The sequence below is a fragment of the Marinobacter orientalis genome, assembly GCF_004792665.1.
In the GTDB taxonomy this organism is placed as follows: domain Bacteria; phylum Pseudomonadota; class Gammaproteobacteria; order Pseudomonadales; family Oleiphilaceae; genus Marinobacter; species Marinobacter orientalis.
In genome coordinates this window covers 165,868-185,805 of sequence record NZ_SRZX01000006.1, presented here as the reverse complement: position 1 = coordinate 185,805, position 19,938 = coordinate 165,868, and the positions used below count along the sequence as shown (strand labels likewise).

Below are 19,938 nucleotides of genomic sequence, written 5' to 3'. Positions count from 1 at the left end.
AACGACGCCGACGGCGCGGGACATTCCAACTGATGAGGGTCCATATCGTGTTAGAAGCCTACCGTGAACACGTTGCAGAACGCGAAGCTCTGGGCATTCCCCCCAAGCCTCTGAATGCCGAGCAGACCGCTGCGCTGGTCGATCTCCTGAAAAATCCCCCGGCCGGGGAAGAAGAAACACTGGTTTACCTTCTGGAAAATCGTATCCCGCCGGGCGTCGACGAAGCCGCCTACGTCAAGGCCGCTTTCCTGTCCGCCATTGTCAAAGGTGAAGCTTCTTCTCCGCTGATCGACAAAAAGAAGGCTGTCCAGCTGCTGGGCATGATGCAGGGTGGCTACAACATCGCCACTCTGGTTGACCTTCTGGACGATAACGAACTGGCCGAGCTCGCCGGCGAAGAGCTCAAGCACACCCTGCTGATGTTTGATGCATTCAACGACGTAAAGGAAAAGATGGACGCCGGCAACGCCGTTGCCAAGGACGTGGTTGAATCCTGGGCCAATGCCGAGTGGTTCACCAACAGGAAAAAGGTCCCCGAGAGCACCAAAATGGTGGTGTTCAAGGTTACCGGCGAAACCAACACCGACGACCTGTCCCCTGCTCCCGATGCCTGGTCCCGCCCGGACATCCCGCTGCACGCCCGCGCTGCCTATAAAATGGAGCGCGACGGCCTCAAGCCCGAAGAGCCCGGCGTCACCGGCCCGATGAGTCAGATTGACGACATCAAGTCCAGGGGCCTGCCGGTCGCCTTCGTTGGTGATGTTGTCGGCACCGGTTCTTCACGGAAGTCCGCCACCAACTCCGTTCTGTGGTTCTTCGGCGAAGACATTCCGGGCGTGCCCAACAAGCGTGCCGGCGGTGTCTGTATTGGTAACAAGGTTGCCCCGATCTTCTTCAACACCATGGAAGATGCCGGCGCTCTGGTCTTTGAAGCACCGGTCGACGACATGAACATGGGCGACGTAATCGAAATCCGCCCGTACGAAGGCAAGATCCTCAACGAAGCCGGAGAGACCATCTCCGAGTTCGACTTCAAATCCGACGTAATCCTGGACGAAGTCCAGGCTGGTGGCCGTATTCCGCTGATCATCGGTCGTGGCCTGACCAACAAGGCCCGCACAGCACTGGGCATGGGCGCTACCGATATCTTCCGTCTGCCCAATGACCCGGAAGAAGGCACCAAGGGCTTCACCCTGGGCCAGAAGATGGTCGGCAAGGCCTGCGGCCTGGACGAAGGCAAAGGCGTTCGCCCTGGCACCTACTGCGAGCCGCACATGACCACCGTCGGCTCCCAGGACACTACCGGCCCGATGACCCGCGACGAGCTCAAAGACCTGGCGTGCCTGGGCTTCCAGGCGGATCTGGTGATGCAGTCCTTCTGTCACACTGCCGCTTATCCGAAGCCGGTTGACGTTGAAATGCAGCACACAATGCCGGACTTTATCCGTACCCGTGGCGGCGTTTCCCTGCGTCCCGGCGACGGCATCATCCACTCCTGGCTGAACCGCATGCTGCTGCCGGACACCGTGGGCACCGGTGGTGACTCCCACACCCGTTTCCCCATGGGCATCTCCTTCCCGGCCGGTTCCGGTCTGGTGGCGTTTGCCGCTGCCACCGGGGTTATGCCGCTGGATATGCCGGAGTCCGTTCTGGTTCGCTTCAAGGGCGAAATGCAACCAGGCATTACCCTGCGTGACCTGGTACATGCCATCCCGCTGTACGGCATCAAGCAGGGCATGCTGACCGTTGAGAAGAAGGGCAAGATCAACGAGTTCTCGGGTCGCATCCTGGAAATCGAAGGCCTTGAGCACCTGACCGTTGAGCAGGCGTTCGAGCTGTCTGACGCGTCTGCCGAGCGCTCTGCAGCAGGCTGTACCATCAACCTGTCTGAAGAGTCCGTAGCCGAGTACCTGCGCTCCAACATCACCATGCTGCGCTGGATGATTGCCGAAGGTTACGGCGATCCGCGTACCCTGGAGCGTCGCGCCCAGCAGATGGAAGAGTGGATTGCCGATCCGAAACTGATGCGTGCCGACAAGGACGCGGAGTATGCCCACGTGGTGGAAATCGACCTGGCCGAGATCAAAGAGCCGATCGTGTGCTGCCCGAACGATCCCGACGACGCCCGCACCCTGTCTGAAGTCGCCGGCGACAAGGTGGACGAGGTATTCATCGGTTCCTGCATGACCAACATCGGTCACTTCCGTGCGGCGGGTAAACTGCTGGCACAGAACAAGGAGCCCCTGAAAACCCGTCTGTGGATGTCACCTCCCACCAAGATGGATCAGGCCCAGTTGATGGAAGAAGGTTACTTCAACATCTACGGCACCGCCGGTGTTCGCACCGAGATGCCGGGCTGTTCCCTGTGCATGGGCAACCAGGCACGTGTTGCCGCCAAGAGCACGGTGCTGTCCACCTCCACCCGTAACTTCCCCAACCGCCTGGGCGATGGTGCCAACGTGTACCTGACCTCCGCGGAACTGGCGGCAGTAGGCGCAGTACTGGGCAAACTCCCCTCCGCGGAGGAATATATGGAGTACGCCAAGGACCTGAACAGCATGTCGAAAGAGATCTACAAGTATCTTAACTTCGACCAGATGGAGAAATACACCAAGAAGGCTTCTGAAGCGAACGTTGCTTAAGTTTCAGCTAGCACCATGAAAACGCCAGCCTAAAGGCTGGCGTTTTTCGTCGCTTGATACAGTTATTGCCGGAACGGCTGAGCATCGTCAAAAATTTAGTGGCCCAGCGGCACGATCAGCACCGGACGTTTGGAGTGGGTCAGCGTTCTGGTGGCGGTAGATCCGATCAGTGCCTGCCCCAGCGCGCTGTGCTTGCGGGTTCCCATAACGATCACATCGGCGTTCATCTCCTCGCCGACTGCAAGAATTTTACGCCAGGGCGTGCCTTCCTCGATGCGGGCCTCAATGTTCTTCAGGCCCAACACTTCGTGTTCTTCCAGCTCTTCCTCGCAAAAGCGCTCTATCCGCGCACGGATCTTGACGCTCAACGCATCAATCCCCTTGTGCAGCATGTCCTCAAGCTCTTCTTTTTCCATCATGTTACTCAGCACGCTGCGCGCGGTACCCGACAGCGACTCAATCACATGCAGATAAGTGATCTGAGCGCCGGCATAGTGACCACACAGGCTGACTGCTGCACGGAATGCCGGACGTGACCCTTCTTCAAGATCGGAGGCGTATAAAATCCTTTCAACGTCATGGAACATTTTTCTTCTCCTCTATCCACCCAGGGCAGGAAAGACTGTATCACTCAGTGATACAGCAGATCCGGCAAAAACAGCGAAATCTGGGCAATAAACACAATCAGCGCCAGACGCACAATATCGGCACACCAGAACGGGGTAACACCCCTGAAGATGGTGCCCGTTTTAACATCTCTCAGTACTGCGCTGAGCACAAAGACGTTCATACCCACCGGCGGTGTGATCAGGCTGATTTCGGTAACCACTACAACGACGATACCGAACCAGACGAGATCGAAACCCAGGCTTTCCACCAACGGGTAAAACACAGGAACCGTCAACAGCATCATGGACAGGCTCTCGAACACCATGCCAAGCACGAGATAAACGCCAAGAATGGCCAGTATGACCATGATGGGGGACACATCCAGCGAGGTAACCAGGCTCAGCAGCATGTCCGGAAGCCCCGCCCGGTTAATAAAGTCAGAAAAAATCAGTGCCCCGATCAACACGGCAAACAGCATCGCCGAAGTGCGCGCTGTATCCGACAGCGTCTCGAAGAGAGTCGACCAGGTGAGGCTGCGCCGTGCGAGAGTAATCAGAAAAGCGCCACCGGCACCGACACCGGCCGCTTCGGTGGGGGTGAATACGCCCATATAAATGCCCCCCATCACCACGGTAAACAGTGCAAGCACGCCCCATACGCTCTTGAGAGCCTCCAGGCGTTCCGCCCAGGGAGTCTTGTCTCCGGCTGGCCCGGCATCAGGGTTGCGCTTGACGACGTACCAAACGGCCGCCAGATACAGCAGGACACCCAGTAGCCCCGGGATAAAACCGGCAGCAAAGAGCTCGCGGATACTCGATTCCGTCAGCAGGCCGTAGATGACCAGGATAATGCTCGGCGGGATCAGAATGCCCAGGGTTCCGCCAGCGGCAATGGAAGCCGTTGCCAGCGCGTCTGAATAGCCATACTTGCGCATAGGCGGCATGGCCACCTTGGCCATGGTCGCGGAGGTCGCCAGACTGGAGCCACAGATTGCCGAAAAACCGCCACAGGCCACAACCGTTGCCATGGACAATCCGCCCTTGCGATGGCCTAGAAAGGCATTGGAAACATGGTAAAGCTCCCGGGCAAGGCCCGAACGGGTCACCAGGTTACCCATCAGCACGAACAACGGTATCACCGACAGGCTATAACTCTGGACCGTATCGATCACCCGGTTGGATGCCATCGACAGGACGCCCCGCCAGCGGAACTCCATGAAATTGGTGAAATCCAGCCCCATCAGCATGGCGAAACCAAAGAAGCCGACCAGGCCCATGGCAAAGGCAATGGGCACCCTCAGAACCACAATGAGTAAAAGGAGAACGGCAAAGCCGGTCAGCACGACGGTCATAGAATTTTCCGTAACTGATTGGGTTATTTGTCAGCAATGAACAGGATGCGGTAAACGCCGAGCGTTATCATGCCGGCGGCGGTCAGCCAGCTCATAATGGCGATGTACTGGACGATATAACCACTGGGCAAGCCGAGAAATTCCGTCACAACACCACGGCGGATCGACCTCTCGCCAAGCTCAAAGATCCGTACCGCAAGGAAGTACATCGAAGAGGAAATAATCAGGGCCGAAACCAGTCCCAGCACCTTCAACACCTTTTCCCCCAGCACATGATCCAGCAGATCCACCACGATATGCCCACCGCGATAGGTGATAACCGGCATCGCCGCGAATACCATCAGGGCAAGGCCGAGTCGCGTGAGCTCCGTGGCCCCGGGGACGGGACTGTTGAAGAGATAGCGACCGCCAACGTCCAGGCAGGTTATCAGCATAAGCAGGAAGAGAACTGACGCTGCTACAAGCTCCAGAAGAAAGGCCAGCCACTTGGCTGGCCCCTTCTCGCTGTAATCTCTGTTAACCCATGTAGCGAGAGACATGTGTTTACTCCTGCTGCTCAGACTCATACTCCCGGGCAACGGTGCGCAGCTCTTCAAGCGCCTGTCGGGCATTCGGAGCACGATCGGACACATTCTGGATCCACTGTTCGTCCATGCCCTGAATCAGCTTCTGGAACTCCTGCGCCATCTGGTCCCCTTCCTCGACGCGGATGATGTTGACGCCGGCCTCCTGCGCGGCCTTCAGGCCCTCGTCATCAATATCATCCCATGCGCGTCCGGCCAGGGCGGAGAGCTTTTCACCCGATACGCTCATGATCGCCTCGCGATCTTTGGGATCCAGTTTCTCGAGGAAGTAGGGATTGATGAACATGGAGAAACTGCCGAGGTACATGCCACCGGGAAGCATAGTGACGTTGGGCGCCACTTCCTTGAGACGCAGGGTCTTCTGCTCACCCATGGGGAGGAAGGCACCATCAATCACCCCCTGCTGCATCATTTCATAGACTTTCGGGGCTGGCGCTGAAACTGCAGTCACGTCCATCCTCTCGCCGAGCTCGGTCTGGACGCCACCACCAATACGAATCTTCTTGCCCTCTATCTGGTCGAAGGAGGTGATTGGCTCAATGGAATGGATATAGCCCGGACCATGGGTAAACATGCCCAGGAGGGTCAGGCCTTCAAACTCGCCGGAGTCCATGAAGTATTTGTTATACACATGCCACAGTGCCACGGACCCCGCTTCGGCTCCTACACCCAGGCCCGGCAGTTCCACGATCTGGGGCAACTGGAAACGGCCCGGAACATAACCGTGGTAACTGAATCCCGCGTCGACGACACCGTCCTCTACCAGCGTGAACAGGGTTTTCGGATGGCCCAGATCATGTTGGATTTCAACCTTGACCCGTCCTTCCGTTGCCTCTTCAACCCATTTGGCCCACGTCGGCCAGACCACGGCGTTCTGCGGGTTCGTCGGTGGCAGCCAGGTCCCGATGTGCAATGTCGTGGCGGCGATGGCGCTGCCGGACACGGCCAGCCCCAATGAAAGGATGGCGGCTTTAGTAAAGAGTTTTGTTTTTGTCATAACGGCCTTTCTCCTGATCGTTTTGTAGTTATTACTTGCGTTGCCGCGGCCCGGGAAGACCCGCGAACCTTCCTGACGCTGCCACTACAGGGTCTTGCAGCGCCCTCCCGTGTCAGATTCCCTTCAGCTATTTGAGAACAGAGGATGAATGTTGTTTTTGTTGAATTTGAGAACAGGATCCAGCTCCGTCATCTCGAATGAAATCTGGCAATAGCTGGTATCAGTGACCGGCCTCATCCAGTCGCAGAGTATGTCGAACACACGCTCCGCGACTTCCTTCTTCAACACCATGTCCCGGCCATGACCGATCTTCAGAGTCAGGTTGAGGAAGGCAAAGTCTTCTCTGCCGTCCGCGACCCGGAAGTCGTCACAACGAATAGCCCGACTGCGCACACCACCGATGGGGAAAGCCCCGGTAGAGACAATGTATTCGTGTAAACGTGCGAACAGCGACTGGAACTCCAGACGGTCGTGGAGATTACCCGAATACTCGACGATGAAATGAGGCATAGGATGAGTCCCGGATGATATGTTCATCGTTATTGCTTGACGCCCCTGGCAGCATTTGCAGCTCAGAGACCACTCACCAGAATCTAATTAACATATTAAGTTTTGTCAACACACTCTTTGAAATGAGACAGGCCTGCCAGGCAGGTGCTCAAAAGCCCGAAATCTGCCTCTTGACTTAGTTAATATGTTAACTAAAATGAGAGCATTATCATTGAGTCACAGAGCGCCTCCGGGCTCCGAACCCGTGCAACTGCGGCTCGAGGCGGGCCATCATCGCCGGTCATCCACCCGACAGATTAAAGGTGCATAGCAAGCATGTTGACGAAAGAACAGATCGAAACGGCTGCCGACCGTCTCTATCAGGCCGAGACCAGCCGCAAACAGATTCCGGCCCTGACACTCGACTACCCGGATATGACCATCGAGGATGCCTACAGCATCCAGAAAGCCTGGGTGGACCGTAAAGTTGCCGAAGGCCGCAAGGTGATAGGCTATAAGATAGGCCTGACTTCTCGCGCCATGCAGATGTCATCCAATATCGATGAGCCGGACTATGGCGTACTGCTTGATGACATGCTGTTCGAGGACTGCACCACCATCAAGGCATCCGACTTCCTTGATCCTCGTATAGAAGTCGAACTGGCCTTTGTCCTGAAGAAGCCTCTGTTCGGCAGCACCGTCACCATTTTCGATGTTATCAACGCCACTGATTACGTAATCCCCTCTCTCGAACTGATCGCGGCCCGGTGCCTGCGCACTGATCCCGACACCGGCTACACGCGCAAGGTCTATGACACCATTTCGGACAATGCCGCCAATGCAGGCATCGTGCTGGGTGGCCGCCCCATTCGCCCGATGGACATCGACCTGCGCTGGGCCGGATGCATGCTGTACCTGAACGGCCAGATCGAAGAAACGGGCCTGGCCGGTGGCGTTCTGGGGAACCCCCTCAAAGGTATCACCTGGGTTTGCAAGCGCTTCGCGCCACACGATGTGGGTCTCGAACCGGGCCAGGTCATCCTGTCCGGCTCTTTCACCCGCCCCGTCCCGGTCAAGGCCGGCGATACCGTGCATGCAGATTTCGGCTCTCTGGGTGGCGTGAGCCTGAACTTCGAATAATCAGATTGCACTGGGGGAACAAGCATGGAACTGCCCGAAAACCGTTTCAAACAGGGTTTGGCAACTGGAGAAACCCAATATGGGCTCTGGCTGGGCCTGCCGGACAACAGCGCGGCCGAAATCGCCGCGGTAGCCGGTTTTGACTGGCTGCTGATTGACGGCGAACATGCCCCGTTCGACCTGCGCACCATCATGTCTCACCTTCAGGCCATGGCACCCTACGACGTCGCCCCGGTCGTACGTTGTGTTGAAGGCAATACTGCACTGATCAAGCAATTGCTGGATATTGGTGTGCAGACGCTGCTGGTCCCGATGGTAGAGGACGCGGAGCAAGCGAAACAGCTGGTAAAGGCAGTTCGCTATCCACCGGCCGGCGTTCGCGGCCTGGGAACCTCGCTGGCCCGCGCCGCCCGCTGGAACCAGATACCAGGCTATCTGAAGAAAGCCAATGACGAGATCTGTCTGATCGTCCAGGTGGAAACCGCCAGTGCCATGGACAATCTCGATGACATTCTGGCCATTGAAGGTGTCGACGGGGTCTTCATAGGCCCATCAGACCTGTCCGCATCCATGGGCTACATCGGTGACGCAGGCAACCACGAGGTGGTCGACGCCATCAACAAGGGCCTCAACAGGATACGTGCTGCCGGCAAATATGCCGGCCTGCTCTGCCCCGACCCGTCTCTGGCGCAAAGCTACATCGGGCAGGGTGCCAATTTCGTCGGTGTGGGCGTCGACACCATGATCCTGGCCAACGAAACCAGAAAGCTGGCGCAGCGCTTCAAGCAGGGCGCACCGGTTCAAGAGGACAAACCTCAGGCCGGTTATTGATCGATCCCGGCCATCACAACAAAAGGTTAATCATGACAGCAAACACCCTGGTTCGCAGCAAGCTGGTCTGCGTCGCACTGAACGACAAGTCCCAGTTGACTGCTCTGGAGGGCACATTCAACCAGCCCCCCTATAACAAGCCACCGACCCAGCCGGTACTGTATTACAAGCCCCGCAACACCTGGAATGTTGATGGCGCGGAAGTGGAATGGGCCAAGGATTTCGACGGCAGCGACGCTCCGGCCATGGCAGTTGGCGCCAGTCTGGGCGTGGTCATTGGCCAGGAGGCATGCCGCGTCAGTCAGGCAGAAGCGCTGAATTATGTTGGTGGCTACACCATCGTCAGCGATTTTTCGCTGCCGGAGGAAAGCTACTTCCGGCCCGACATCAAGGGTAAATGCCTGGACACTTCCGCGCCTGTCGGCCCGGAGATTGTCCCGGCCGACACCATCGACAACCCGGATGCCCTCACCGTCACCATCCGCGTCAATGGTGAACAGAAGAGCGCATTTGCACTGGCCGACATGGAGCGCAGCGTTGCCGAGCTGATCAGCACCATCTCCTGGATCATGACCCTGCAGCCGGGGGAGATTATCGCCGTCGGCTTTGCCGGTGACCGTGTTCCGGTCGCCCGGGGTGACAGAGTGGAAGCAAGCATCGAGGGCGTCGGCACCCTCACCAACACACTTGGAGGTGCCTGAGCCATGAGACACGCGCGCATCATTTTTGACGGCCGTGAACTGGATGTCGACATCGATACCAACGATCGCATCACTACCAGTGACGGCGAGGTACTGGAAGTATCACTGGGTTCGGATGATATCACCTGGCTCCCTCCGGTAAAGGAGCCCGGCACTATCTTCGCCCTGGGTCTGAACTACGCCGACCACGCCACCGAACTGGCGTTCGAACCTCCCAAGGAACCTCTGGTATTTATCAAGCATGCCAATACCCTGACCGGGCACAAGCAGGTCAGCTACCGGCCCGACAATATCGACTTCCAGCATTACGAGTGCGAACTGGTAGCGGTGATCGGCAAAACCGGCAAGAACATCAGGCGTGAAGATGCGATGGAGTACGTAGCCGGCTACACCGTATGCAACGACTTCGCGATCCGGGATTACCTCGAGAATTACTATCGCCCCAATCTGCGGGTAAAGAGCCGGGATTCCCTGTTACCAATGGGGCCGTGGATCGTCGACCGGGAGGACGTGCCAGACGTCAGCAACCTGCGCCTGACCACGGAGGTCAATGGCAAGATCACCCAGGACGGCTCCACCAGTGACATGATCTTCGACATTCCCTTTCTGGTGGAATACCTGAGCAAGATCATGACCCTGAACCCGGGTGACATGATTGCCACCGGCACCCCGCACGGTATGGTCGATATGCAGCCTGGCGACACGGTGGTCTGCACCATCGAAAACATCTGCTCACTGGAGACGCGCATTGTCTCCGAAAAAGAATACTACGGCGATAAATACTGAGCCTTCAGGAGAACCAACATGAGCGATACAAAAGCGACCAACCTGGAACGTGCCCAGCGCTACCTGGAACGCTTCAGGAACAACACCACCGGCCACTACATCAACGGTGAGTTCACGATGGGTAACGGCGGCACAGAATACGACAACATCACGCCGACCGACAACACTTCCATTGGCAGGGTCATGGCCGGTTCCACCGACGATATGGATGCCGCCTGCAAGGCTGCCGGGGAGGCCTTTGAAGCCTGGGCTGCCACCCCGGGAGCCGAGCGCAAACGACTGCTGAACAAATTCGCCGACCGCCTGATCGAGCGCGCCGACGAAATCGCGCTGGTTGAGTCCATGGACTGCGGTCAGGCGATCCGCTTCATGAAAAAGGCCGCCGAGCGCGGCGCCGCCAACTTCCGCTTCTTCGCTGACAAGGCACCGGAAGCCCAGGACGGCCTCTCACTGCAGCAGCAGGAACACACCAACTTCACTATTCGCAACCCGATTGGACCCGTGGGCATCATCACGCCCTGGAATACGCCGTTCATGCTGTCCACATGGAAAATCGCTCCGGCTCTGGCGGCAGGCTGTACCGTTGTTCACAAGCCTGCCGAACTGACCCCGCTAAGTGCCCATATCCTGGCCGAGATTGCCGATGAAATCCTGCCCAAAGGAGTATGGAACATGGTCAATGGCTTCGGCGAGAGCACTGGCAAGCGCATGACAGAACATCCCGCGATCAAAGCTGTGGCGCTGGTGGGCGAGTCCGCCACTGGCTCACACGTCATGCGCCAGGGTGCTGACACCCTCAAGCGCATGCATTTCGAACTGGGCGGGAAGAACCCGGTCATCGTGTTTGACGACGCCCACTTCGATCGGGCGCTGGACGCAGTTGTGTTCATGATCTACAGCCTCAACGGCCAGCGCTGTACCTCTTCCAGCCGTCTGCTGATCCAGAGTGGTATTCGTGACAGGTTCATGGCCGCACTGGAGCAGCGGGTTCGCAAGCTGAGGGTCGGTCACCCACTGGACCCGGACACCGAAGTCGGCCCACTGGTACACAAAGGTCACTACGACAAGGTCCTGAGCTATTTCGACATCGCTAAAGAGGATGGCGCCAACATCGCCGTGGGTGGCAAGCGCATCACCGACGCGAACGGCGATCTGGATCCGGCGGGCAACTATCTGGAGCCGACTCTGTTCACCGAAGCAAACAGCGGGATGCGCATCGCGCAGGAAGAGATTTTTGGACCGGTACTGACCAGTATCACCTTTGATACCGAAGAAGAAGCTATCGCGATCGCCAACGATACGGAATACGGTCTGTCCGGGTACATCTGGACCGAAAACGCCGGTCGGGCCATGCGCATGGCCCGACATGTCGAGGCTGGCATGCTTTGGGTGAACTCCGAGAACAACCGCAACCTGCCGTCTCCGTTCGGGGGCATCAAGATGTCCGGCATCGGCCGTGATGGCGGCGACTGGAGCTTCGACTTCTACATGGAAACCAAGAACGTCTGCATCGCGCACGGCACTCATCAGGTGCCGCAGCTTGGCAAAGGCTGAAGCGAGACCAACCGGCCCCGTTTCGATGCACGGGGCTCCGGTCCGGTAAGACTTTTGCCACATTCGCCTGCTGAGCGAAGCCAATCGTACCGAATGGTCCGGGAATCAGGCAGCAAAGGACCCGGCAGCAAAAAGTCTGGTCCGGCTGTTACTGATAGACATTCCTTAACGTACTAATAAAATAGTCTATTACCCATTCTGGCAACAACTGGCCGAATTTCCAGAGACCGGACGATTAAGGTAACCTTTCTCATGCGCAAGTTTGATGACTCACTTCCCCTCCGGCTACTCAAGGCCCGCGAGGCTGCCATGGGCTTTTTCCGCCCCCTGCTCCAGGAAATCCCCCTTACCGAACCGCAGTGGCGTGTCATCCGCGCGCTTAATGAATTCGAGGAACTGGAATCGAAGCAACTCGCGGAGCTGTGCTGCATTCTCAGCCCGAGTCTCACGGGAATCATCAACCGGCTTGAACAGCTGGGTTACATCAAACGCCGCAAGTCAACGGAGGACCAGCGCCGAACTCTGATCAGCCTGACCGACAAGGCCAAGGAAATGTTCGAGAGTATGAGTCCTCGCCTTGAGGCACGCTACCAGGAAATGACCGAGCGTTTCTCGCACGAGGACATGGAAAAGCTGGAGGAGTTGCTGATCAAGTTCTGTGAAGTGAAGCCCTGAAGGGCCCTTCCCCCGGACAAAGATTTTCAGACCTGAAGACGTTGACATTAGATAACATATTAACTAAATTATTATTTAATATGTTAAGTAAATGAGTCAGCCGGGCCCGTCTGCCCTCTTCAGGTGGAGATTATCCATAATGCTGCAAGAAAGTTACCCGTACTTCCTCGCCAACACCCCCGTGTCAGCAAACCGGGATCTGGCGGTTCACGACAAGTATACCGGTGAAGTGGCGACTCACGTGGCGCTGGCCGACGCCAAGGCCATCGACCAGGCAATCGCCGCTGCCGCCGCCGCGGCCGAGCCGATGCGCAAGCTGCCGGCGTACAGGCGCCAGGCGATTCTTTACCATTGTGTCAAGCGCTTCGAGGAACGCTCCGAGGAACTGGCCGAGGCACTGTGCATAGAAGCAGGCAAGCCGATCAGGGACGCCCGTGGCGAGGTCACCCGGCTGATCGATACTTTCCGCATTGCCGCCGAGGAAACTGTGCGAATCGGCGGCGAAGTAGTGCCCATGGACATCAACCCGCGCGCCGAAGGCTACACCGGTATGTGGAAGCGGGTACCCATTGGTCCCTGTTCGTTTATTTCGCCGTTCAACTTCCCGCTGAACCTGGCAGCGCACAAGGTGGCGCCGGCGCTGGCAGCGGGCTGCCCTTTTGTTTTGAAACCCGCCAGCCTGACCCCGATCGGCGCACTGATCATCGGTGAAGTCCTGGCCGAAACCAATCTGCCCAAAGGGGCTTTTTCAATCCTGCCCTGCCGCCGGGATGGAGCCGACCTGTTCACTACCGACGACCGGCTCAAGCTTCTCAGTTTCACCGGTTCTCCGGATGTAGGCTGGGCTCTCAAAGCGCGTGCCGGCAAGAAACCTGTCGTGCTGGAGCTGGGCGGTAATGCCGCCTGTATCGTCGATGAGGGCAGCGATATTGAAGACGCTGTTGCCCGTATCGTTTTTGGTGCCTATTACCAATCCGGCCAGAGCTGCATCAGCGTTCAGCGCATTATCGTGCATGAGAGCCACTACGATGAAGTGCGCGAAAAGCTGACAGCAGCCGTAAAAGCGCTGAAAAGTGGTGACCCCAAGGACGAAAGCACTTTTATCGGTCCGATGATCTCGGAGAAGGAAGCCATCCGCCTGCATAAGTGGGTGCACGAGGCTACAGAAGCCGGTGCGGTGGTGCTGGCTGGCGGCGAGCGTGACGGCGCTATGCTACAGGCAACCCTGCTGGAAAATGTGCCTGTGGACACCAATGTGAACTGCCAGGAAGCGTTCGGTCCGGTGGCAATTCTGTCCAGCTTTCGCGATTTCGATGCGGCTCTGGACGAGGTCAACGATTCCGATTTCGGTCTGCAGGCTGGCATTTTTACCCGGGATATCTACAAGATCCAGAAAGCCTGGGACAAACTTGAGGTAGGTGGTGTTGTTATCGGTGACGTGCCTTCCTGGCGCGTGGATCACATGCCTTATGGCGGCGTCAAGGACAGCGGTCTTGGCCGTGAGGGGGTGCGCTACGCCATTGAAGACATGACCGAACTGCGCCTGCTGGTCATCCGCGACCCATATTGAGACAGCGTCGAAAATGATTGCCGATAACCCGGTACGCACACCATCTGTTGCCCTGATGGCGCTGATTGCCATGGCGAGTCCTTTGGCGCTGAACCTGTTCGTGCCAGCGATGCCTGACGCGGCGCGGGCGCTGCAGACCGATGTGGGCGTGATTCAGCTCACCTTTACCGCTTATCTGTTCACGCTGGCATTCGGCCAGTTATTGTCCGGCCCGCTGGCCGACCACTTCGGCCGTCGCCCAATCGTGCTCGCGGGGCTGGTTCTCCACACCCTCGGGAGTCTGCTGGCGGCACTTGCCCCCGATGTAACCCTCCTGATCGCCGGCCGCGTACTGCAAGCACTTGGTGGCAGTGCCGCTATGGTAATGGCTCGCACGATCATCATCGACATCTATGGTCGCGAGGGAGCCTCTGCCCGCATGGGTTATGTCGTTCTGGCAATTGCCACTGCCCAGACAATCGCGCCGACGGTCGGCGGCTTTCTGAACGTCTGGGCGGGTTGGAATGCCATTTTCTATGTTTCCCTGGGCACGGGCGGCGTCGCGCTGCTTGTCGCCACCCTGCAATTGCCGGAAACCTGCCGTGTCAGGAGCGACAGCCTGCGGCTGGGGCCGGTCATCCAGCGTTACGCCGGTGTCTTCAACTCAAGGGGATATATTGGCTATGCACTCTCCACCACCTGCATCGCCGCGGCATTCTATATGTTCGTTGGCACCGCACCCTATATCGTCGACGGCCTCGGCGGTAACTCCGCGGTGTTCGGGACCTGGTTCCTGTCAGTTTCGCTGGCCTTTATGGCAGGCAGTTTCCTGTCGACGCGACTGGCCAGGCACGCGAGCATCGACCGGGCGCTGTTGTTAGGTAATGTGCTCTCGCTGACCGGCGCACTGGCACTGCTCGGCTTCACGCTCGGTAGTACGCTGAGCTATGCCACGCTGTTTCTTCCAATGGCATTGGTAACTTTCGGACGCGGATTCAGCCAACCCAATGCCCAGTCCGCGGCGATCAGCTGTTCGCCAACATCCGCGGGCACTGCCTCCGGGCTGATGGGATTCATCCAGCTGTTGGCCGGCGCCTTGATTGCCCAGATGATGCCGCTGCTGCTCGGCGAAGGCGTACTACCCATTGCCGTTTGCATCTTTCTGGCACCTGTGGCCGCTCTCGGTGCCCATTATTACGCGACAAGTCGCCAGCGCAGCCCGGTCGCGGAAGCTTGAGGGGGATAAAGACGGGGAATCTGGCGGTCAATCAATATCAACAGCATGGCGATGTATCAGCTGATGCACCCGAAGCTTTCAACAACAAAAGGAAACTGTCATGGGAAAACTCGCGCTTGCCGCAAAAATCACGCATGTACCATCCATGTATCTCTCCGAGCTGGACGGTCCTCAGAAGGGCTTTCGCCAGGCGGCCATCGACGGTCACATCGAGATCGGCCGCCGCTGCCGTGAGCTGGGCGTGGATACCATTGTGGTATTCGATACCCACTGGCTGGTGAACGCCAACTACCACATCAATTGTGGCGCCCACTTCAAAGGCAATTACACCAGTGGTGAGCTGCCCCACTTCATCTCCAATATGAAGTTTGAATATGACGGGAACCCTGAGCTGGGCAAACTACTGGCTGCCGAATGCAATGCTCAGGGCGTGGAAACACTGGCCCATGACAAGACTACCCTCGATCCTGAGTATGGCACTCTGGTACCGATGCGCTATATGAACGAAGACCGCCATTTCAAGGTTATCTCGGTCTCGGCAATGTGCACCGTGCACTACCTGAATGACAGTGCCCGTCTGGGCTGGGCAATGCGCAAGGCGATCGAGGAGCATTACGACGGCACGGTGGCCATTTTTGCCAGCGGCTCGCTGTCTCATCGCTTTGCCCAGAACGGTCAGGCACCGAAGTTCGCCACCAGAACCTGGTCCCCGTTCCTGGAACGCCTGGATCACGAGGTGGTTCGGATGTGGGAAAACGGCGAGTGGGAAGACTTCTGCGAAATGCTGCCCGAATACGCTGTAAAAGGTCACGGTGAAGGCTTTATGCACGACACCGCCATGCTGCTGGGTGCACTGGGCTGGTCCGAGTACGACCAGAAAGCGGAAGTACTGACACCTTACTTCGGCAGCTCAGGGACTGGCCAGATCAACGCGGTATTCCCGGTATCGCAGGTCAGTGGCGACAAGGTTCCTGCACCGCAGGCCTCCGTTACCGAGTCTTTTATTCCGGGTTCAAGCCGGATCTGAGGGTAAACGGCGGACACTATAACGGCCGTGAAATACGCACAAAAAGCGGACCGATAACAAGAAGTACGGCAAGCCGGTCTCAGTTTGATCCGGCCGGACCCAGAAAACAAAAAGGAGAAGTCACAATGCAATTCCACCACCACAAATACGTATCCAGCGACCCGAGAATCGAGGAGGCATCCGGGACGGGCATTAATCGCCCCGAGACCCTACCGGATGTTATGGATGTCCTTATCGTCGGCAGCGGGCCTGCGGGCATGATTGCCGCCGCTCAGTTGGCCAAGTTCCCGAATATCACTACCCGTATCGTCGAAAAACGTTCCGGACGACTGGAAATCGGCCAGGCCGACGGTATCCAGGCACGCAGTGTAGAGACATTCCAGGCGTTCGGTTTTGCCGAAAGAATCACCACCGAGGCCTACCGTATTACCGAGATGGCCTTTTGGGCCCCGGACGCCGACAATCCGGCGCACATTACCCGTTCGTCGGTGGCGCCGGATGACCCCACCGGTGAAATCAGTGAGTTTCCCCATCTGATCGTCAACCAGGCCAGGGTTCTCGATTATTTCGCCGAATTCGCCCGAAACGCCCCCGCCCGGGTGACCCCCGACCATGGTCTGGAGTTTGTGGGGCTGGCGATTCATGACGGCGAGGACTATCCCGTCGAAGTAACATTGCGCCATACCGCGGGCGACAAAGAAGGCGAGGAGCGCACGGTTAAAGCCAGATACGTCATCGGTTGCGATGGCGCCCACAGTCGCGTTCGTGAATCTATTGGCCGCAAGCATATCGGTGCGGTCTCGAATCATGCCTGGGGGGTCATGGATGTACTGGCCAATACCGACTTCCCCGACATTCGTACCAAGTGTGCCATTCAGTCATCAACCGGCGGCAGTATTTTGCACATTCCCCGGGAAGGCGGTCACCTGTTCCGGATGTACGTCGATCTCGGCGAAGTTGCCAGGGATGACAACCACCAGGTACGCCAGACCACCCTGGAAACCACCATCGCCAAGGCCAACCAGATCCTGCACCCCTATACCGTTGAGGTGAAGCACTGCGCCTGGTACACCGTCTACGAGGTTGGCCACCGGGTCACCGACAAATTCGATGACGTTCCACCCGGCGAAGAAGGCACCCGGACTCCGCGGGTCTTTATCACCGGTGACGCCTGCCACACCCACAGCGCCAAAGCTGGTCAGGGCATGAATGTGTCCATGCAGGACGGCTGGAACATCGCCTGGAAGTTGGGCCATGTGCTTTCCGGCACCGCGCCTGAATCCCTGCTCGATACCTATTCGAGTGAACGTCAGGTTGTCGCGCAGAACCTGATTGACTTTGATCGGGAGTGGTCGAGCTTGATGGCCAAGCCCGCCGAGGAGTTCGACGATCCGCAAGAGCTGGCGGATTTTTATGTCAAAACCGCAGAATTCCCGGCAGGCTTCATGACCGAGTACCAGACGTCGATGATCACTGGAACCACCGACCACCAGAACCTGGCGACCGGTTTCCCCGTTGGCAAGCGATTCAAATCGGAGCGGGTCATGCGGGTTTGCGATGGCAATGATGTCCACCTGGGCCACCATGCCACCGCCGACGGCCGCTGGCGGATCTACGCCTTTGCCGACCACGCCCGCCCCGGGGAGGATTCCCGTTTGTCCGCCTGGGCGGATTGGCTGCTCGACTCACCTGACTCGCCGGTTGTGAAGTACACCCCTGAGGGTTCGGACCTGGACAGTCTCTTTGACGTCAAGGTGATCTATCAACAACCCCATGGCGAGATTGAATTCGGCCCGAAAATCCCGGCCATTTTTGTCCCGAAGGTGGGGCCTTTCCAATTGACCGACTATGAGAAAGTCTATGCCATCGACCCGGAGGTCAACATCTTCGAAACGCGGGGTATCGACAGGAATGGGGCCGTTGTCGTAGTTCGGCCTGACCATTATGTTTCGCAGGTGCTCTCATTGAGTGACGTTGACGAGCTTGCCACGTTCTTCGACGGAGCCCTGCACCGCCGCTCCCGGTAACGTCCTTGCCCCGTGATGATACGCACTGGATGGTATAGCAAGATCGGGAAAGGCTCGGGGCCAGTGTGGGGATACCAGCCCCCACCGGCCGCTCCAACCCAAAAAAGGGGCCCCCGAAGGAGCCCCTGTCGTTACTCAGAGCGTTTCAAGTGCTCTTGTTACCGGGTGATGTGCTGGTACTCACCGGCATCTTCTGTGGCAAGGCTCACCACCATAATGGCAATCCAGGCAACGATGAAGCCGGGAATGATCTCGTAAATGCCAGGACCACCCCATATTTCTCCGTTCCAGCCCATCGAAATCCAGACAATAACGGTAGCCGCACCGGCAACCATGCCTGCGATGGCGCCAGCGCCATTGGTGCGCGGCCACATCAGCGACAGGATAATCAGCGGACCAAACGCGGAGCCAAAGCCTGCCCAGGCGTTACTGACCAGCGCCAGGACCTGGGAATCCGGATCGGAGGCGATCACCGCAGCAACCAGACCGACCAGCACCACACAGATCCGGCCGACAAATACGCACTCCTTGTCGGTCGCTTCCTTGCGCAGGAACAGACGATAGAAATCTTCGGTCAGTGACGACGAGGACACCAGAAGCTGGCTGGAGATGGTGCTCATAACCGCGGCAAGCAGGGCGGCATAGAGGAAACCGGTGATCAGCGGATGGAACAGCAGGTTCGACAGAATGATAAAGATCGTTTCCGGATCTTCAACATCCAGACCGTTACGAATGGCGTAGGCCCGGCCAAACACGCCCAGAGAGATGGCACCAATGAGGGAAATGGTCATCCAGCCCATACCGATATTGCGGGCGATAGGCACATCTTTCAGGGTACGGATCGCCATGAAGCGCACGATGATGTGGGGCTGACCGAAATAACCCAGACCCCAGGTAACCGCAGACAGCCAGCCTATAAACGTGAGTCCCTCCGTCCACGATAGTAACGTGGGGTCGACTTCATTCAGTGTCTGCTGGGCCTGGTCAAAACCGCCGCCACCTTCGCCAAAGAGCACAACCGCCGGCATGATGACCAGTGCCAGCATCATGATGCAGCCCTGGACAAAGTCCGTCATGCTCACAGCCAGGAAGCCGCCCACCACCGTATAGGCCAGAACCACACCCAACGTAATGGTGATACCCACAGCGTAATCACTCAGGCCACCGAAGTTGAATATTCCGGCAAACGCACTTTCAAACAGCTTGCCGCCGGCAACCAGGCCAGACGCCGTATACACCGCGAAGAAGATAACGATAACCACCGCTGACACGGTGCGCAGGGAAAGCGCCTGGGTTGGAAACCGGTTAGCCAGAAAGGCCGGAATCGTGATCGCATTACCATAATGAACCGTCTGTTCACGAAGCCGTGGTGCTACGAGGGTCCAGTTAAAGAATGCGCCCACAAGCAGGCCGATACCGATCCAGGCCGAACCCAGGCCCGATGCAAACAGTGCCCCGGGTAAACCCAGAAGCAACCAGCCACTCATGTCCGAAGCACCGGCCGAAAGCGCCGCTACCTTTGGACTGAGTGCCCGCCCACCCAACATGTAATCTTCGGATGAAGACGTAGCTCTGCGCATCGCATAAACGCCAATGGCGATCATAAGCGCAAAGTAAAGAAATAGACTAATCCAGACACCAATAGCCATGAAACTCCTCCAGTTCATAAGGACGGAATTGGCTCCGCCCGTTTAGCGCGTTTACCATGATGACGCCGGTAGTCGCACTCTTTGTTTTTT

The 19,938-nt window shown here is 57.7% G+C and carries 17 protein-coding genes; 11 read left to right on the top strand and 6 right to left on the bottom strand.

The window, feature by feature from the left end; genetic code table 11:
• Positions 1-47: 47 nt before the first annotated feature.
• The gene (locus tag DIT72_RS15630; RefSeq protein ID WP_135956179.1) at positions 48-2,642 is read left to right on the top strand and encodes a bifunctional aconitate hydratase 2/2-methylisocitrate dehydratase; all 2,595 of its coding nucleotides are present in this window, start codon (positions 48-50) and stop codon (positions 2,640-2,642) included.
• A gap of 95 nt (positions 2,643-2,737) precedes the next feature.
• Here the strand turns inward: DIT72_RS15630 and DIT72_RS15625 are convergent, their stop codons facing one another.
• The 5 genes from DIT72_RS15625 to DIT72_RS15605 all read right to left on the bottom strand — a co-directional run bounded on the left by DIT72_RS15625 (position 2,738) and on the right by DIT72_RS15605 (position 6,693).
• Positions 2,738-3,229, bottom strand: coding sequence for a universal stress protein (locus tag DIT72_RS15625; protein ID WP_135956178.1), 492 nt, complete (start codon positions 3,227-3,229; stop codon positions 2,738-2,740).
• Between the two features lie 44 nt (positions 3,230-3,273).
• Positions 3,274-4,602 carry a TRAP transporter large permease gene (locus DIT72_RS15620; RefSeq protein WP_135956177.1) on the bottom strand — a complete coding sequence of 443 codons (1,329 nt, stop codon included), beginning with the start codon at positions 4,600-4,602 and terminating at the stop codon, positions 3,274-3,276.
• Positions 4,603-4,625: 23 nt separating this feature from the next.
• Positions 4,626-5,141, bottom strand: coding sequence for a TRAP transporter small permease (locus tag DIT72_RS15615; protein ID WP_135956176.1), 516 nt, complete (start codon positions 5,139-5,141; stop codon positions 4,626-4,628).
• A gap of 4 nt (positions 5,142-5,145) precedes the next feature.
• Positions 5,146-6,183, bottom strand: coding sequence for a TRAP transporter substrate-binding protein (locus tag DIT72_RS15610; RefSeq protein ID WP_135956175.1), 1,038 nt, complete (start codon positions 6,181-6,183; stop codon positions 5,146-5,148).
• 123 nt (positions 6,184-6,306) lie between these two features.
• Complete coding sequence (locus tag DIT72_RS15605) at positions 6,307-6,693, bottom strand: 5-carboxymethyl-2-hydroxymuconate Delta-isomerase (RefSeq protein ID WP_135956174.1); 387 nt, start codon at positions 6,691-6,693, stop codon at positions 6,307-6,309.
• Positions 6,694-7,008: 315 nt separating this feature from the next.
• Between DIT72_RS15605 and hpaH the strand changes: the two genes are divergently transcribed.
• The 10 genes from hpaH to DIT72_RS15555 all read left to right on the top strand — a co-directional run bounded on the left by hpaH (position 7,009) and on the right by DIT72_RS15555 (position 18,199).
• Positions 7,009-7,812 carry a 2-oxo-hept-4-ene-1,7-dioate hydratase gene (gene hpaH / locus DIT72_RS15600; protein WP_135956173.1) on the top strand — a complete coding sequence of 268 codons (804 nt, stop codon included), beginning with the start codon at positions 7,009-7,011 and terminating at the stop codon, positions 7,810-7,812.
• 24 nt (positions 7,813-7,836) lie between these two features.
• Positions 7,837-8,643 (top strand): 4-hydroxy-2-oxoheptanedioate aldolase, encoded by an 807-nt coding sequence (hpaI, locus tag DIT72_RS15595; protein ID WP_135956172.1) that lies wholly within the window; start codon positions 7,837-7,839, stop codon positions 8,641-8,643.
• Positions 8,644-8,675: 32 nt separating this feature from the next.
• On the top strand, positions 8,676-9,344 hold the full coding sequence (locus DIT72_RS15590) for a fumarylacetoacetate hydrolase family protein (protein WP_135956171.1): 669 nt from the start codon (positions 8,676-8,678) through the stop codon (positions 9,342-9,344).
• A 3-nt stretch (positions 9,345-9,347) separates the two neighbouring features.
• Entirely contained in the window at positions 9,348-10,130 is a 783-nt protein-coding gene (locus DIT72_RS15585; RefSeq protein ID WP_135956170.1) for a fumarylacetoacetate hydrolase family protein, read from the top strand.
• A gap of 18 nt (positions 10,131-10,148) precedes the next feature.
• Positions 10,149-11,684, top strand: a complete 1,536-nt coding sequence (gene hpaE, locus DIT72_RS15580; protein WP_135956169.1) for a 5-carboxymethyl-2-hydroxymuconate semialdehyde dehydrogenase — start codon at positions 10,149-10,151, stop codon at positions 11,682-11,684.
• Positions 11,685-11,936: 252 nt separating this feature from the next.
• Entirely contained in the window at positions 11,937-12,359 is a 423-nt protein-coding gene (hpaR, locus tag DIT72_RS15575) for a homoprotocatechuate degradation operon regulator HpaR (RefSeq protein ID WP_135956168.1), read from the top strand.
• 139 nt (positions 12,360-12,498) lie between these two features.
• Positions 12,499-13,929, top strand: coding sequence for an aldehyde dehydrogenase family protein (locus tag DIT72_RS15570; protein WP_135956167.1), 1,431 nt, complete (start codon positions 12,499-12,501; stop codon positions 13,927-13,929).
• 13 nt (positions 13,930-13,942) lie between these two features.
• Positions 13,943-15,145 carry a multidrug effflux MFS transporter gene (locus DIT72_RS15565; protein WP_135956166.1) on the top strand — a complete coding sequence of 401 codons (1,203 nt, stop codon included), beginning with the start codon at positions 13,943-13,945 and terminating at the stop codon, positions 15,143-15,145.
• Positions 15,146-15,245: 100 nt separating this feature from the next.
• Positions 15,246-16,172, top strand: a complete 927-nt coding sequence (gene hpaD / locus DIT72_RS15560; RefSeq protein WP_135956165.1) for a 3,4-dihydroxyphenylacetate 2,3-dioxygenase — start codon at positions 15,246-15,248, stop codon at positions 16,170-16,172.
• Positions 16,173-16,297: 125 nt separating this feature from the next.
• Positions 16,298-18,199 carry an FAD-binding monooxygenase gene (locus DIT72_RS15555; RefSeq protein WP_135956164.1) on the top strand — a complete coding sequence of 634 codons (1,902 nt, stop codon included), beginning with the start codon at positions 16,298-16,300 and terminating at the stop codon, positions 18,197-18,199.
• Between the two features lie 158 nt (positions 18,200-18,357).
• Here DIT72_RS15555 and putP read toward each other — a convergent pair whose 3' ends face one another.
• Positions 18,358-19,848: a sodium/proline symporter PutP gene (putP, locus tag DIT72_RS15550; protein WP_135956163.1), complete on the bottom strand. Its 1,491-nt coding sequence runs from the start codon at positions 19,846-19,848 to the stop codon at positions 18,358-18,360.
• Positions 19,849-19,938 lie beyond the last annotated feature (90 nt).